This window comes from Cytobacillus solani, assembly GCF_001420595.1.
GTDB lineage: Bacteria > Bacillota > Bacilli > Bacillales > Cytobacillaceae > Cytobacillus > Cytobacillus solani.
This window is the reverse complement of sequence record NZ_LJIX01000006.1, coordinates 698454-712684: the sequence shown is the minus strand read 5'-3', so window position 1 is coordinate 712684 and position 14231 is coordinate 698454. Positions and strand designations below refer to the sequence as shown.

Here is a 14231-nt window from a genome sequence, read left to right as displayed (position 1 = left end):
CCTCTTACAGTTTAAAATTTATGGCTGCATAAAAAATAGCCACTGCTCCTCCAATCAAGCCAACAATAAATGCGTTGGTGATCGCGCGCCGTAGCCATTTTGTATCCTCTTTTATATCCTTTAAATCCATCTGGATCTCACGAATATCCCGATCATGAATTAGTGTTTTATCCTGAAGCTGGCGAATATCCTGTTTCATGTCTTCGACGGAGGTTTTGAGTGTCACGATGTCTTTTTGGACAAGGTTTAGTTCGTTCATTTGGTGCCTCCTTTCGATAAAAAAAAGAGCTAGATTGTAGTATAAACTTTATACTGCGTTCCTATCTGATATTTAACAATACAGTAAAGCCTTTTGCTATAGATAGAATAAAATTACCGAGAAGAGTAAACTTGCACTAGTATTAGGCAAGTATGTTTATTTTTATTTCTCCTGAAAATTACATAAGGGCTTCTTAACAAGAATTTATACTATCCTAAGTGATCTGTTTTAAAAAAGCTATTCTGCTACATATACACCAGAAAAATAGAAGAAAAATAAAAGTTTATAGCTCTTTATTAGTTTTATCGGATTTGTTATTGCGCATAATCATCTAAGAATGAAATTAGACTGCGTAATATTCTTTAGTAATCTCATAATATTCATTGTCGGTTATATAACCTTTAATAATAGCGTTTTTTAAAGTTTCCTTTGTCGTTATTGTACTCTTTCCGTTATCATAAGACGTTTTAAAGTAAAAGAATAATGAACTCTTCATTTATTACACCCCTAATAAATAATTAATTACAGATTGCTGAGCATCCACTTTTTCTTTTAGTTGTGCAATTTCTTTTTCAGGAGTCATGATATTCTCAGCTTCCTGCTTAATCTGGTCTAATGCAATTTGGTAATCCTCTTGAGTGATAACAGATATATCAGTATGCGTAGGGATGTCTCCCTCATAACCAAAATAAGCAACACTTTCATTTAGTGGATACAATTGTGTACCTGTTTTAATTAAGGATATATCTAAGCCCTTATAGTCGCAACTACCATCTTGCTGAACAAGATTTTTTATCTTAACTAAAATCATCTTTATCTACCTCCTACGCATTTGAAAAGTCAAGTGTAAAAATATGAAATGCATCACCAAAGTTATAAGACTTTACCTCCAGTAGTTCATCCATAACCATTACTGTGCCACTAGCCGTACCGGTGCCACCAGCCCTAATAAGATACTTATTATTCTTATTAAGTACTGAAACTGAAAGCATATTATATGATTTAAGCATCACACCATTTAAATTATATACCCAAGTCATCTGCTGGTTATTGTACTGGAAAATGAGGTGACCATTATCTCCTACCTTGCGGTATCTCATCTCTCTATCCATATACTCACCAAGCCGTACTAGTTTTATTAGGTTTCCATTAATATCTTTTAATCTATAATGAGCACTATTATTAGGGTACTCCCAACCGTCTGTATACCCATACTGAGATGGTGCGCCATGATATGGATCTTGAAATGCTATTTGCCTAATTTTATTACCATATTTATCATAAATAGCTCCGCTGTATGAATATCGGTTATCATCTTCATCAATTGCACTGATATATAATGAACCCATATCACCAGGAGGATATAGTAATCTGTTAGAAATAGAGTCTATACCCTTAGCTAACTCAGCAAAACTATTAGGGTGCGAACCTAATATGCTACCTCCTTTGTCGATAATAGTGGTTCGCAATAACTGTTTCCCATTATCGACAGACGTAAAAGCCTCATTAGCCTTATCCATCGCCGCTTTTACTGCTTTAGGAGTAGCAGCTGTTGTTTCATCCGTACTATTTGTCGCACTGTTTAACTGAATATGTCCAGCTTTTTCTAACGACGACCTTTCCGCCAAATGCGCTACAATGTCATTTTTTAAAGTATTTACATCCTCTCCAGTCATTTGAATATATTCCCAACTACCATCTGCTCTTTGTCTCTTAATTGTAGCCATAAGCCTTTGCTCCTTTCAAAAAATGCACATTATCATCCAAATACGCTATTAAGCACTCATTGCTGCACGATCATCTAATTCCTTTTTAACAGCTGCCTTTAAAAATGTTGGAACAGCAATTTCACCAGGTTGTGGATTCTCCAAAACCCTTAATCCTAATTGTACTAAGTCAGCATATAAAGTTACCATTTTATAAAACTCCTTTCATTGTTAAGGTTTCTACTAATTCAGCTAATGCTAGTTGATTATTCACTTTATCAATTTCTTGTTTTTCTATACTTTCAGCTAAGGCTAACTGTAAAATAAGCTTTTCTTGTTCTAAGGCTTCAATCTTTTCCTCTAGAGTAGGAGGTTTAGGTTCTGTTTCCAACTGAGGTCTTTCATTCAAAAATTCCAATCCAATTGGCTCGCCTGTATCGTCTATTATTACTTTACTTTCAAACTTCCGATACTGTTCAATCTTATCAAGATCAGTCTCATCATGTATTCGATATACTCCTAATTCATTTTCAGGTTTCTCTGTCAATGAAATTACCTCGTTAATTAACCACGATACATCCTCAACACCTAAAGGGAAAAGTGAATTTGTTCCCCCATCCATCAGTACGTTTCGAGTGTTCTTATCATATATCAGTATCATAAAATCCCCCCTATCAAATAAATGCAGTATATTGATAGATCCACCCAGTATTATCATAAGGAGCTAAAAAGCCATTTCCAACAATCTTATATTGCGTAAAATAACCACTATTTAATGCCACTGTTAAATTAGGTGATATTAAAAATGCTCCATAAGTAAATTCATGGAGATACTCCATATAGACTAATTTCGGAGTTACTCCAATATTTATAGTTCTACCTGGACTCCCCGCCCCTGTGTAGCTTCCAGTAATAATTTTTCCAACACCTAAACTTGCAAGGTTACCTGCGTGGAGAATGGTTTGTCCATAAGATGATAAAACGCCACCCTTTATTACTAAAGGATGTGAAGTTTCAGTAAGAGAATTTTCCCTAATATTAAAACCATTGCCATCAACGACTAAAAAGAATTTTTTTCCGGTATCTGTTTCACTAAACTCTAAAATAGGTGCGGTATTTTCTATTGAAAGTGTACCTGTCATCTTTCCACCAGAACGCTGCAAAGCCCCTGTTATCTTATCCTTTTCTGCTTGAGTAGTATGCTTTACTTCATCCCCCAAATGCGCACCAATCTCCCCTTTCAAACTCTCAAACACCGTCCCCTGATACGTATCATCACTAGTATCAAGCCACAGTCTTCCTTCCTTCACACCATCGGGAGGAGTCTCTTGTTGAATGATCGGATCGTTTCCTTCAAGAGCATCGGCAATCCCCTGCTCAATGCGATTGAAGTCTGCCTCCGTGGGTGTATCATCATATTTCCAGTCTGTTTTCGGCTGAAATTTCATCTATTATGCCTCCTTTACAAATATAGTCTGTGAAAGAATCGTATCTGATGAGATTGGAACGTATACTTGGTTAGAAGTAATGACATTATCCAATTCATCTTTTAGTTCAATTTGTTGAATAGTTTCGACAGAGCCAAACGGGACCGTGTATCTCATCGAAAGCTCATTTGCTGCTACTTTTTTTAGATCAAAATTAGGAATTTGATAGGTTCCATTTAATACGACCTTATTAATCTTCTTATCTGTAAAGATCGCCACTTCGCTTAAAAATTCCTCGGAAATCACTTAATGATCACCTCCTTTCCGCCTGCAGCAAATGGTGTGCTGCCGAGCTTCCATGTAGTTGAGAGCCTTGTCATTCTCGTTACTTGCCTCATGGAGATATGCTCTTTAAACAAAATCGTATTGCTTAATGCAGTTTGCTGTTGATAGACCATGCTTGCGGGCTTTACTGTCTTAATCGTGTGCTCAACCTCTTTAAAAACCTTCGCATCACCGATATCAGCTGCTATTGATAAAATGCTGGATAGCCAGTCGGCAGAGACTGCTGCTCTCCCTTCCCCTACTAAAAAGTTGAGTCTATCTTGAAGGAATCGTAAGGTAAACGGTACTTTCGTTGATTGACGGTTAATTATTCTTCGTTTTCGAAAGTCTAAACTTTCCGTTTCTGGATCCGCTTGAATTTTAAGTATCTTTTCGCGACGTTTAATGGCGTATTCGTTCGCAGTCTGCACAAAACGATTACGAAAGATTTGTTCTATTTCCGCTTCAAGCAATTGAACCTCTTTTTCAACAGTTTTAGCAATCTCCAAAAACTCAGGGATATCATGAAAAATTGGCGGCAAATGAGTAATATATGCTTCAGCCATTTAAAATCACCTGGTCTAAGAAAGGAATCTTTTCGGCATCTAGTTCGACATTTACTGAAGAACCATTAATAGTCGTATTAGTTACATCCACAATATTAGGAATCGTTAAAATCCGCGCCTCCATTTGAGATAAACGAATAATCGTTTTAGCTTCATTCTTCCAATTTTTTCGCAGAGATAGAAAATAATCCTTCAAAATCGCTTCAATATCACCCACTACTTGACCAATTGTCACACCATCCGCTAAGGTAATCGTTGACTCAATAGTTAAAAGAACTTTAGCTGCACCAGTAATCGTTACAAAATGGTTCATTGGCGCAAGTCCAAGCCCTTGTCCCTGGACAGGAATTGGATCTACTTTTTCTTGTATTTCCTGAACAAAATCAGAAGAGGGCTCATCAAAGTCGCTTGTAAGAACACAGCATTTAACAGAACCTCCGCCTTGCCATGCCGGGAAAACCTTTGTACCTCCGATGCCATCCATCGTATTGAGCATCTTTTTATAATCTGCAACATTGCCTCCGAAAGGTTCCTCATTTACTTCCTCAAAAAATCGTTCGCGCAAAGCCTCATCCTCTTCTTCATTTTCACCAGGAATCAGGACATCAGCTAATTGTGCTTCAACTAGTCCTGCAATGTAATCAACTGGTAGAAGTACACCAAACTGTTCATTCCCTGCAGCCCCCGCTGTCTCACACTTCAAAATAAACTCACCTAAACCAAGCCTGCTTTCAACTAGATAATATAAATTACCAATTGAGAAGCGGCTATTAATTGGGACATCCATCGGGGTTGCATTCGCTCCATAAAACTTTCCTTTTCTTTTCGCAAAAGTGGCAAGGTTTTTATTTATCCCATGCTCACTTGTCCCTCTCGCTAAATATTCTCCATCCGCAGAGTCAACAAAAGAAAGATTATTGTGTACATCTAAATCGGCATAAAATTCAGCAAGGATATAGGCAACTGGTGCAATAGCAGTATAAATCGGTGAGCTTTCACGTCTATCAAAATTGGCAGATACCCTGCTTAGCATGCGATCAAGTAAATATTCAGGTGTCATATGTTCATACATTCTAATTCACCTCCGTAGCTTCCTGAAAGCTTCCAAATTCTGTTACAACCGTAAATGTTACTTCCACGTTATGATCATTAAAAACAAATTGGAAATCTTCAATGCTAGTTATTCGATCATCTTGAAGAAGCGCTTCAGTTATGCGGCGAGCTAGCTCTGATTTCACATATATGGGGTTCGTCCCTATTAAATTTTCTATTTCGATACCGAAATGATCACTGTATATCATGTGCTTAAAACGTTCTGTGTGCAAAATAATAAAGACCGCCTGCTTAATTGCAGCAAGCTGATCTGTCATGCCAGACATTCGTTTTTTCTGAAAATCAATTTTATACGTCAAGCTCGGAAAAATCGCCACCAATTCAAGCTCTTCAATAAAATCAAACTGTGGGATTGTCATGTTCACACCACCTTATCAAGGACCACAAATTGCTGTCCGCCCTGCACTCGCAGCAGGATCACCTTATCACCATTTTTTAAACCAGCTCGAATAATAAGCGGCTTAGAGGGCGGTGCGGTTTCTCCATTTGCCGATGAGTGAGTATGCTCGTTCTCCTCATACCGGGTCAGCCTTTCTGTCAGTACTAAAAAATCCTCTGTGAGAGTGAATTTTTGCTCGACATTCACCTCAAGAGGATTCGATTTTGTTACCGTTCCAAATAGAATATGAACAGGGTTTTGCGCATGTATGGCGCCAACCCCTGCTTGTTTAATGATATTGATCATGCTCATTTTATATCACCTTCAAATCCAGCGACATCGTATGATCTGCCCCTTCCCAACTGTGAGTACATTCATCAACTAAAAAATACTGACGGATACCAAATTCACTTAGAATGATAGGAACGAAGCATCCTGCCCGAATCCTCAAGTCTCCAATCGCACTAATTTTTATTTTCCTATGTTCACGATTTTTAAGAGTGGCCAATTGATCTAATAGATTATTAATTTGAGCCTCATTCATTTTTTCATCTGCCTTATGAAGAAGCTGGAGACGACCCCATTTTGCAATATTGCTGCTATCCTCTGCAATATACACATCACGTTTTCCCGTCTCTTTATTATCCCGAATGATTTTGATGCGATTATACGTTTCATCATCGATAGACTTTTCGTAACTATAATCATGCATTAAGCTTTCATCCCCAATAACAACGTCTGCCTTCATGTTTTTAATATTCTTTAAAGTTAATGCACCAAAATGATCATAAAAAACATAATTTTGCGTTGTGGCGATTAATGTTAAATCAAGTGATTTACAGATCGTATCAAGAAGCTTTTTATCATCCTCTATCAATGTTGGGATTTGGTGTTTTGTATCTTCAATTACACCCAGCTTTAATTTAAGATCATTCGCTATTTTTTTTATTACTTGGGTGGCTGTTACATTCGTGCCTACATAGGTTTCATTTGTCATTAGATATCGTATTTGATCATAGGCAGTGATCTTGACCTCTTCACTTTTCCCGCTTCCAATTTTAAAAATATAGCCGTAAAACACTGGCTGATTTTCATCCTTTACGCGAATGACATCGCCATTATTACATTGGAATGCTTTATCTTGATTTGGTGAGCCTTTGATCATCGTCAGCTCCAAACTAGAAGCACGGCCGATCCTCGTCGTTTTCCAGGCAACATTTGAAACCATATTTGATATATCCCAGACATTCCCGTTTTTGTTATCTAATAAAATTTCCATTACTACCACCTACTTTGGAGGCAATTTTACTTCCAGTCCTATAGGAAGCTTTCGCAGCTCTGACTCTTTAATATTATTTAGCTTTTGTATTTCTTTATAGCGAGAGCCACTGCCTAAAAATTTTTGTGCAATTTTCCATAAACTATCACCTTTAACTAGTTTGTACGTTTTTGCTGAAGCCCGATTATCCGGACGAGGAGATGCTTGCTTGTTTGCTGCAGCTTTATTTACAACTTTCACCTTTTGAGCTGCATAATGCACATATTTTTTCAAAGACAGCTTATATTCAATATCACCAACTGCACCGCCTGCCTCTTTCCACTCAAAGGCTTCAATACTTGCAAGTGTATTAATAGAAAAAGTTGAACCTGTAAAGACGAAGCGAATCGGCTGCTTCGAAGCCATCCACTTCTGAATGTAATCCACATAGATTTCTGGTTGGAGTGCTCTTTTTGCTACCATGAAAGGATTTTTCTGAGATGGGAAAACACCTTCAAATGTATATTCAGTCAGCGATGAATCTTTTAATACATTAATTTCCCCTATTCCTGAAATATGATAGGTTTTATTACTATTAGCATCCTTGATTTCAATAGAAGAGGGATTCTCAGGCAGCTGGAATCCCTCCGCTTCATTATTAAATGAAAGCCATATTCCATAATCATTCATTACATATACACACCCTCAGCTGCAGCATAAAATTCTTGTTCCAGCTTTTGTTCAATCCTCGCAACAATCGTATTAATGTCTGCTTCTTCCCGAACGCTTATCCCTTCGACTTTTACGCTCGGTTGCAGCGACACGAAATTCTGGATCGACTTCATTTCTGCCAGCTCTCTCATCGTTTTTATGTCTTCACTGGAAATATCTACAGTATCATTGATTTTGCCTACTTCTCCAACTTTATCGATGTTCGCGAATTGGTTACCGCCATTATTCATATTAGAAAAGCCGTTACTGCCATTATTCATATTAGTGAAATTATTGCCACCTGGCATACCCGGTTTATCTTTAAAAAAGTTATTACCTGCAAAACTTTCAAGTCCATCAGATTTCCCAAGGTTTTTTACGAAATCACTGCCAGTTTTGTAGCCTTTTTGAAATGATTCAGGAACTGACTTCAAATCCATACGTGGGATATTTACGATGTTTTTATCACTTTTAGGCTCTTCTAGATTATTAACAAAGTTTTTAAGTTTGTCAGAAAGTCTACTGCTAGCACCGCTTTCAATTTTTTGGACCTCCTGAATATCAACACCTGGAATTTTGTTCAAAGCCCTAATAAGTGCATTAATTCCCCCTATTGCTAAATTCGCACCATTTACAAAAACTTTTCCCAAAATATCAGCTACCATATCAAACGAACCTGCTAATGAAGAAAGATTATTCACAGCCATTTTGACGAGATCATAAAAGAGCTTCTTAACAGCATAAACAGGGTCTATAAAAACATTAATTAAAAATTCAGCTAGCATTGCAAAGAAATTCCATATGTTGGCGATGTTATTATAAATTAGCGCAAAAAGAGAGGTAAAAACCCCTGCAACGAAACCTACAATTTGATCTGCTGTAACACCAAATTGATGAATAATAAAAACTAACAGACCCACCGCAGCAACGATTAATAAAATGGGCCAATTGGCAGCAAGCCATGCCATTGCTTGTGCAAAAATTGGCGGTACCATCCCCCAAAGTTTAGCAATTATTGAAGGGATTAGCGTTGCTCCCCAAGTCAAAAGCATCGCTGAAATCTCCGGCAAATAGGTTAAAACAAAGTTAAAAACTCGCCCAATAACATCTGTTAAAAATACGAAACCTCTTACAACAAGATCAATCCCCATCGCTAAACCGTTGAAAAGCTGCTCTCCATTTGCAGAATTTAACCAGGTAATAAAGCCCTGCATCTGTTCCGTTATTAAGCTTAATGGTCCTCCAGCCTGATTGAGATTCCCAATAAATTCAGCGAGTTTATTTTTCATAATGTTTGTTGCACCTTCAAAAGATAAAGGCATATGTTTGAACATACCATCTATTACATTGCTTTGATTTTCAAAAGCCTTTACGATCATGTCTGCTGTCAGCTTTCCTTCTTCTCCCAAATTCTGCAGCTCAGTTTCAGAAATACTTAGACCCGCTGATAAAACATCCATAATTGCAGGTGCAGATTTACTCATTTCTCTGAACCCAATATCTTGCATTTTTCCATTTCCCAGCGCCTGAATCATCAGCTGACTAACATTATCCTTAGTCCCTTTGTCTGCTCCACCTATATCAAGCGTTTTGTTAAAGCTTTCGGTAAAAGCCAGCATATCGTCATTATTCTTAAAAACACCTTTTGTAGCTGATCCAAGCGCTGAAATAAATCCTGCTGTCGACTCATAGCTAGTAGCAGTACGATTTGCAACATCGAAAACTTGCTGCTGTAACTGAGACTGCGTTCTTAAACCATCATTTATAAAAGATAAACGTGTATTAGTGGCTGTAATACCGTCCGCAAATGCCATTGTGGCATCGACAGTTGCATAAACTTTTTCTGCCGTCCCTAATATTTTATTAAATCCATTTATAACCTTACCTAATCCGCCACTGATAGAACCATTATCATTTCCTGCATCATTCTGGTTAGGGGGATTACTTTGGGAGTTGAGCAGAGAAGCTTCGGCGGCAGCAATTCTTTGCAATGTTCCTACTAGATGATTCGTGAACCGATTTATTGAGCGATTCAATTCTACGATGGCAAAATTAGTCTGCTTCATATTTTGATTCATATTTTGTAATGAGCTTGAAAAACTGCTCATTATATTATTAATTGACGTCTTCTCCACCACCTTTTCAAAAGCAGAAAAGCACCCTATATACTTGAGTGCTTTCCATTTACCTCATCTTTTATTTCGTGACATCATCCGTGCTTTTGATTCTTCCTTTCTATCTTGTTCTATTCGATAATCAATCATGGCATAGATGACTGCTTTTTCTCGTAGACTCATATTCATAAGTTCATGTGGAAGAATGCGGAGCTTATGGAGGGCATAGTATGCATAATTTGCATCTGCATCGCCCTCCTTGATTAGTTTTTTGCGTATTGAATCATTTCATTGATATCAAATCCGTTTGCTTCTTGTACCTTTTGGCAAAGTCTTGAATACTCACCTGATAAAAGCATTTCTTTAAGTAAATCCTCAGCCCCCATAACACCATAAGACTTTTGAAGATCAGGATCCTTTAAGTTAGGAAAAACAACACTTTCTGTAACAAGCTTGGCAGCGTAGGATTCACCTTCAATATTCCCTTTTTTATCACGTGGTGTATTTTTTCTAATTAATTCATTCTCTTTTTCACTCATCGAGCGAATTTTCCATGGAATTAGTTTTCCGTTTTCATCAATAAATCTCTCAGAAATAATCACATCTAACTGTTTATTAAACTTAACATTTTGAGAAAAAAATGCCTGCAGTTTACTCATCTTCTTTTCCCCCTTAATTTGTTGGTGCTACAAAACTCTCCAAAATATCCACATCATCAAAAGTGAAATTTGTTTCTTCTTCAAGAAATTCACTTTCTGTATCAACCTTTGCCATGATTACGTTGTCTAAGTTAACATTTTTTAAGACGACGGTTTGTCTGCCGATGCTTGACGTTGGATCTTCATTCACAATTTGAATATCAAAATATACATCTTTTCCGGTTTTAATATAATCAAGCATCAGCTGGCGGAATCGTGTCGTTACATAGTAAATGGTCATACTTCCTGTGCCATTCCATCCAGTCGCTTTGTGCTGCGTTCCTCTTCGGCCAAGAGCTTTCATTTCTGATTTTTGCTTTTCAACGGTTGCTTCTAGCGTTTTAACATAGAACATTTCTTCCACATTGCCATTAATGGTTGCGTAAGCTCTTCCTTCCTGTCCAGAAATCGCATCTCTTGCTTGTAAAAATGCCATGTTACTTCACCTGTACTTTCATATAAATTTTCTCAATAGAGTCTACTGGCTGTACATGTACTTCAACGTAAACACTGTCCGAATCGCTGCCCGCTTGGATTGTGACATCCTTTTGCGCATCAAAATTTTGAATGGCATTAAGGTTTTGCAGCATCAATAAATAGTTGTTCAATTCATTACGTAAAAGGTTGCGGCCATCAGCATTATTGTCTACTTTTCCAATGTAAAACTTTTCAAAGATTCGTTTAATATCTTGATTGATTCCGTCAAGCACACGAATGACACGATTCTTTGAAAAATGTTTTCCCTTCTTCGGTGTAAAGCTTTTAAGCGTATTAATATCCTGCTCGACCATCGCAAGGCCATTGCTTTGAACAAATACAAACTCGCCATTCTTTAAAGCAGCTTCAATTTGCGAATTTGTATATCGAGGCTCAGCATCTACTGCATCATCATAAGCCTGGTAGGTTAAAGAATCATTGACGTCAGCTGCCGCAGTTGCACCAGCCACCCATGCTACTGCTTGGTTAGCAGATAACGCAGTTCCATCGGATAGAATCACTCCATTTTTAACACTGATGACACCTTCCCCGTCAGCTATTGGATAATTTTCAACAACCAGCTGGACCTTAACCCCTTCATCGTTACGTAAGCGATTAACAAATGAGCTATATAGTGATTTCAGCATTGTATCGGCTGCTGTTAAGCCAATCGTGTTAAATTCAAAAACCTCAATGGCACTTAAATAATCTAAATGATCCTGATTCGTGGCAGTACCTTCTGATCCATTTGCCAATGAAATTCCTGCTGTTTCAGCTAAGTTTCCAGTCCCGCTAAAAGTTACCCAATCATTGGAAATCAGCTGCTCGATTGATTCTACAGTTTGTAAATCCATTTCAGCACCCTCAACAAGTGTTTGGACATCATATTTAGTCGCATCATCGATATTTTTCTGAACAGCAATTGTGATATCGTTTCCTCTAACCCCGCTATATTTTGCTGTAATGGTTAAGGTATCTGCAGTTGCTGTCGCCTTTATTCCTTCATTTAACCGATAAAGAAGCACCTTTTTCGCTCTTTTCAATGCCTCGCGAATAAGTAATAGCTCTGGATCTGTGATGCTATACCCTAGCTTCGCTCTAACATTTTCACCTGCTTCAACCTCAAACACTTCTTTTTCCACACCCCAGCTAAGAGGAAGTGCAAATGTAACAATGCCTCTCTCACCGAGTGAACCTAATGGTTTCGGTTCACTTTCAAAATTGATGTATACACCAGGTCTTACTTTATTCATCGCTGTATAAGTACCGCCAGCCATTATTTAGCCTCCTTTTTTAAAAAAGCGCTGATTAATTTATCAGCTTGTTCCGCCGTATATTTTTCATCATCCTTAAGTACAGTTTGTAGTAAATCTCTTTTATCGGCATAGCGATCCGAATTTAGAAACTGCTCTTTTGAAAAGCCTGCCTTATTCTTTGACTTAATCATGGACAAATTCCTCCTGTTCAAGCTTCTGCATCTTAATTTGATTGGTTTTTTCTTTTACAACATAAAAGTCGTAATCAACAAAAAAGTGAAAAACACCTTCAATGATTTCGTGCCTCATGTTTAATGCATGGACTAAGCTGCCATTTAAATCGATATACTCTAAATACCGGTACAGCTGTTCAGCAATTATATCTATTTCATCCATTGTGTTCGCTGAACTAGGCAAATAGGTGATATCAAAGGAATGGCTGCGCTTATATCGCCGATTGATTTCCCTTAATTGTTTAGTCGAAAGCAGCCTAACAAAAAAACAAGGTCCCTCTGCACCTTGTTTCTGTTCTTCATATAAAGTTATAGAAGAAAAATAAGTCTTTAAAGTGGCCATTACTGCCTTTCTCATTTCATTTATAGTGATCATTCACTCCCTCCTCTCTGTTGCATATCCATCAACTCCAAATTTATAAGTTGATTTTTAAAGATTTTTTCATTATTTAATCACCTCCCTTCAAGTAAGCTCGTTAACACTGGTCACCACTGAAACTGTCTTGTTCTTTAACGCCGACAATACTAAAACGGCAAATAAAAAAGCACCTACTCTTTTAATCTAGTAAGTGCTCTTTACATTCATTTTTATTATCACTAATTAAAACTAAGTAATTACTAAGGTATTGAATTCATCTCCTTGACCTCATTTTACACTGCTGGTTTCCTCTGTTTCAACTCGTGCGTAAAGTGGCAGGTTTGGCAGATATGGCTGATCATTTCATCTAATTTTACTAAAGCATGATTCCAAAATAAAAAGCACTTACTTTAAAATAAGGAAGTGCTTAATTCTTGCCTTAGACAATTCTTTTTACGTGACCATATTTTCCTTTTTCTTCAAGAAACGGGTTCCATTATCTTTTTATGTTACCGCAGTCTCCTTTTTCACTAAAAAATGGGTTCCGCTTCTTTTAACGACATTTCCCTACTGTTCAAAAAATGGAGTCTTTCTCTCAATTATAGTGTCAATCGTGATTACCGTATCGCCTTGATCTCATTTTACACTGCTGATTTATCCCGTTTCAACTCATGCAAAAAGTGGCAATTTTGGTGGATATGGTCGATCATTTCGTTTTTTAAGGTTCGGACTTTTTCTCTCGAAAGTCCTAAATGAGCTGCAATCGCTCGATAGCTCATACCTTCCATCATGCAATCCATTAATGTAAGCTCTTGATCATCTACTAAATAAAGCTCTGCAATCTTTTCAATCGCAAATACTTTTTTTCTATACATGTTTAAACGTTTATATAATCGTCTCTCTCTTATATCTAACGCTTCTAATTCTGCTTCACTCTTTAGTAAACTCCCTTTTGGCATGGCTGCTTCTATTCCATATTGTGTGACCCCAATGCTTTTTATAGGTACCGAAAATCCAAAAACAATCTTTTCTAATCGGCACACTTCTTTACGTAACCAATGGTAATCATAAATCAGTTTTTCGATTTCATTACAATTCATTTATATACCCTCCTTATGATAATTTATTTATCCAATCTCACAAAAAAAATATCGAAATAAGTTGACCGGATAATTTAATATTCTTATAATACATATTAGATAATAAAATTATCATTTTGGTTAAAATTGGATTATTTATCAACATTTTTTCCATATTTTATGTTTCTTTAGTAAGTAATTAAATTATATTGGATAAAAATATTATCTGTCAATCAAAAAAATGGATAAAATATTTTTCACTCGAGGTGAGAC

General features: G+C 37.0%; 20 protein-coding genes. All 20 read right to left on the bottom strand.

The window, feature by feature from the left end:
• Positions 1 to 4: 4 nt before the first annotated feature.
• Positions 5 to 259 carry a hemolysin XhlA family protein gene (locus tag AN957_RS05250; protein WP_056682727.1) on the bottom strand — a complete coding sequence of 85 codons (255 nt, stop codon included), beginning with the start codon at positions 257 to 259 and terminating at the stop codon, positions 5 to 7.
• A 499-nt stretch (positions 260 to 758) separates the two neighbouring features.
• Positions 759 to 1070, bottom strand: a complete 312-nt coding sequence (locus AN957_RS05245) for a hypothetical protein (RefSeq protein WP_056682725.1) — start codon at positions 1068 to 1070, stop codon at positions 759 to 761.
• A gap of 13 nt (positions 1071 to 1083) precedes the next feature.
• Positions 1084 to 1986 carry a tail fiber protein gene (locus tag AN957_RS28230; protein WP_075209087.1) on the bottom strand — a complete coding sequence of 301 codons (903 nt, stop codon included), beginning with the start codon at positions 1984 to 1986 and terminating at the stop codon, positions 1084 to 1086.
• A gap of 48 nt (positions 1987 to 2034) precedes the next feature.
• Positions 2035 to 2175 carry a CD1375 family protein gene (locus AN957_RS27990; protein ID WP_172797608.1) on the bottom strand — a complete coding sequence of 47 codons (141 nt, stop codon included), beginning with the start codon at positions 2173 to 2175 and terminating at the stop codon, positions 2035 to 2037.
• Position 2176: 1 nt separating this feature from the next.
• On the bottom strand, positions 2177 to 2626 hold the full coding sequence (locus AN957_RS05235) for a hypothetical protein (protein WP_056682723.1): 450 nt from the start codon (positions 2624 to 2626) through the stop codon (positions 2177 to 2179).
• A gap of 13 nt (positions 2627 to 2639) precedes the next feature.
• Entirely contained in the window at positions 2640 to 3413 is a 774-nt protein-coding gene (locus tag AN957_RS05230; protein WP_056682720.1) for a hypothetical protein, read from the bottom strand.
• A gap of 3 nt (positions 3414 to 3416) precedes the next feature.
• Positions 3417 to 3698, bottom strand: a complete 282-nt coding sequence (locus AN957_RS05225) for a hypothetical protein (protein WP_056682716.1) — start codon at positions 3696 to 3698, stop codon at positions 3417 to 3419.
• On the bottom strand, positions 3695 to 4282 hold the full coding sequence (locus AN957_RS05220) for a putative phage tail protein (RefSeq protein ID WP_056682713.1): 588 nt from the start codon (positions 4280 to 4282) through the stop codon (positions 3695 to 3697). Before AN957_RS05220 ends, AN957_RS05225 begins: the two co-directional genes overlap by 4 nt.
• Positions 4275 to 5354: a baseplate J/gp47 family protein gene (locus AN957_RS05215; RefSeq protein ID WP_056682712.1), complete on the bottom strand. Its 1080-nt coding sequence runs from the start codon at positions 5352 to 5354 to the stop codon at positions 4275 to 4277. Before AN957_RS05215 ends, AN957_RS05220 begins: the two co-directional genes overlap by 8 nt.
• Before the next feature lies 1 nt (position 5355).
• On the bottom strand, positions 5356 to 5754 hold the full coding sequence (locus AN957_RS05210) for a DUF2634 domain-containing protein (protein WP_056682711.1): 399 nt from the start codon (positions 5752 to 5754) through the stop codon (positions 5356 to 5358).
• Between the two features lie 2 nt (positions 5755 to 5756).
• Positions 5757 to 6086 (bottom strand): DUF2577 domain-containing protein, encoded by a 330-nt coding sequence (locus AN957_RS05205; RefSeq protein ID WP_056682708.1) that lies wholly within the window; start codon positions 6084 to 6086, stop codon positions 5757 to 5759.
• 1 nt (position 6087) lies between these two features.
• The gene (locus AN957_RS05200) at positions 6088 to 7053 is read right to left on the bottom strand and encodes an XkdQ/YqbQ family protein (protein WP_053478960.1); all 966 of its coding nucleotides are present in this window, start codon (positions 7051 to 7053) and stop codon (positions 6088 to 6090) included.
• 9 nt (positions 7054 to 7062) lie between these two features.
• Positions 7063 to 7722 (bottom strand): LysM peptidoglycan-binding domain-containing protein, encoded by a 660-nt coding sequence (locus AN957_RS05195; RefSeq protein WP_053478961.1) that lies wholly within the window; start codon positions 7720 to 7722, stop codon positions 7063 to 7065.
• Positions 7722 to 9734 carry a tape measure protein gene (locus tag AN957_RS05190; RefSeq protein ID WP_172797618.1) on the bottom strand — a complete coding sequence of 671 codons (2013 nt, stop codon included), beginning with the start codon at positions 9732 to 9734 and terminating at the stop codon, positions 7722 to 7724. Before AN957_RS05190 ends, AN957_RS05195 begins: the two co-directional genes overlap by 1 nt.
• A gap of 386 nt (positions 9735 to 10120) precedes the next feature.
• Positions 10121 to 10516 carry a phage tail assembly chaperone gene (locus AN957_RS05185; RefSeq protein ID WP_053478963.1) on the bottom strand — a complete coding sequence of 132 codons (396 nt, stop codon included), beginning with the start codon at positions 10514 to 10516 and terminating at the stop codon, positions 10121 to 10123.
• Between the two features lie 13 nt (positions 10517 to 10529).
• Positions 10530 to 10991, bottom strand: coding sequence for a phage tail tube protein (locus AN957_RS05180; protein WP_053478964.1), 462 nt, complete (start codon positions 10989 to 10991; stop codon positions 10530 to 10532).
• A 1-nt stretch (position 10992) separates the two neighbouring features.
• Positions 10993 to 12309, bottom strand: a complete 1317-nt coding sequence (locus tag AN957_RS05175; protein WP_053478965.1) for a phage tail sheath family protein — start codon at positions 12307 to 12309, stop codon at positions 10993 to 10995.
• The gene (locus AN957_RS27985) at positions 12309 to 12479 is read right to left on the bottom strand and encodes a hypothetical protein (protein ID WP_172797617.1); all 171 of its coding nucleotides are present in this window, start codon (positions 12477 to 12479) and stop codon (positions 12309 to 12311) included. Before AN957_RS27985 ends, AN957_RS05175 begins: the two co-directional genes overlap by 1 nt.
• Complete coding sequence (locus tag AN957_RS05170; RefSeq protein WP_053478966.1) at positions 12472 to 12897, bottom strand: phage tail terminator family protein; 426 nt, start codon at positions 12895 to 12897, stop codon at positions 12472 to 12474. Before AN957_RS05170 ends, AN957_RS27985 begins: the two co-directional genes overlap by 8 nt.
• A 623-nt stretch (positions 12898 to 13520) precedes the next feature.
• On the bottom strand, positions 13521 to 13979 hold the full coding sequence (locus tag AN957_RS05165; RefSeq protein ID WP_056682704.1) for a helix-turn-helix domain-containing protein: 459 nt from the start codon (positions 13977 to 13979) through the stop codon (positions 13521 to 13523).
• Between the last annotated feature and the right edge of the window lie 252 nt (positions 13980 to 14231).

What these genes read in the sequence shown, in the direction of transcription:
- AN957_RS05175 (WP_053478965.1), bottom strand. Translation starts at nt 12,309, where the DNA reads ATGGCTGGCGGTACTTATACAGCGATGAATAAAGTAAGACCTGGTGTA.
- AN957_RS05235 (WP_056682723.1), bottom strand. Translation starts at nt 2,626, where the DNA reads ATGATACTGATATATGATAAGAACACTCGAAACGTACTGATGGATGGG.
- AN957_RS05200 (WP_053478960.1), bottom strand. Translation starts at nt 7,053, where the DNA reads ATGGAAATTTTATTAGATAACAAAAACGGGAATGTCTGGGATATATCA.
- AN957_RS05165 (WP_056682704.1), bottom strand. Translation starts at nt 13,979, where the DNA reads ATGAATTGTAATGAAATCGAAAAACTGATTTATGATTACCATTGGTTA.
- AN957_RS05185 (WP_053478963.1), bottom strand. Translation starts at nt 10,516, where the DNA reads ATGAGTAAACTGCAGGCATTTTTTTCTCAAAATGTTAAGTTTAATAAA.
- AN957_RS05250 (WP_056682727.1), bottom strand. Translation starts at nt 259, where the DNA reads ATGAACGAACTAAACCTTGTCCAAAAAGACATCGTGACACTCAAAACC.
- AN957_RS05215 (WP_056682712.1), bottom strand. Translation starts at nt 5,354, where the DNA reads ATGTATGAACATATGACACCTGAATATTTACTTGATCGCATGCTAAGC.
- AN957_RS05230 (WP_056682720.1), bottom strand. Translation starts at nt 3,413, where the DNA reads ATGAAATTTCAGCCGAAAACAGACTGGAAATATGATGATACACCCACG.
- AN957_RS05180 (WP_053478964.1), bottom strand. Translation starts at nt 10,991, where the DNA reads ATGGCATTTTTACAAGCAAGAGATGCGATTTCTGGACAGGAAGGAAGA.
- AN957_RS05220 (WP_056682713.1), bottom strand. Translation starts at nt 4,282, where the DNA reads ATGGCTGAAGCATATATTACTCATTTGCCGCCAATTTTTCATGATATC.
- AN957_RS27990 (WP_172797608.1), bottom strand. Translation starts at nt 2,175, where the DNA reads ATGGTAACTTTATATGCTGACTTAGTACAATTAGGATTAAGGGTTTTG.
- AN957_RS05210 (WP_056682711.1), bottom strand. Translation starts at nt 5,754, where the DNA reads ATGACAATCCCACAGTTTGATTTTATTGAAGAGCTTGAATTGGTGGCG.
- AN957_RS28230 (WP_075209087.1), bottom strand. Translation starts at nt 1,986, where the DNA reads ATGGCTACAATTAAGAGACAAAGAGCAGATGGTAGTTGGGAATATATT.
- AN957_RS05195 (WP_053478961.1), bottom strand. Translation starts at nt 7,722, where the DNA reads ATGAATGATTATGGAATATGGCTTTCATTTAATAATGAAGCGGAGGGA.
- AN957_RS27985 (WP_172797617.1), bottom strand. Translation starts at nt 12,479, where the DNA reads ATGATTAAGTCAAAGAATAAGGCAGGCTTTTCAAAAGAGCAGTTTCTA.
- AN957_RS05170 (WP_053478966.1), bottom strand. Translation starts at nt 12,897, where the DNA reads ATGATCACTATAAATGAAATGAGAAAGGCAGTAATGGCCACTTTAAAG.
- AN957_RS05205 (WP_056682708.1), bottom strand. Translation starts at nt 6,086, where the DNA reads ATGAGCATGATCAATATCATTAAACAAGCAGGGGTTGGCGCCATACAT.
- AN957_RS05245 (WP_056682725.1), bottom strand. Translation starts at nt 1,070, where the DNA reads ATGATTTTAGTTAAGATAAAAAATCTTGTTCAGCAAGATGGTAGTTGC.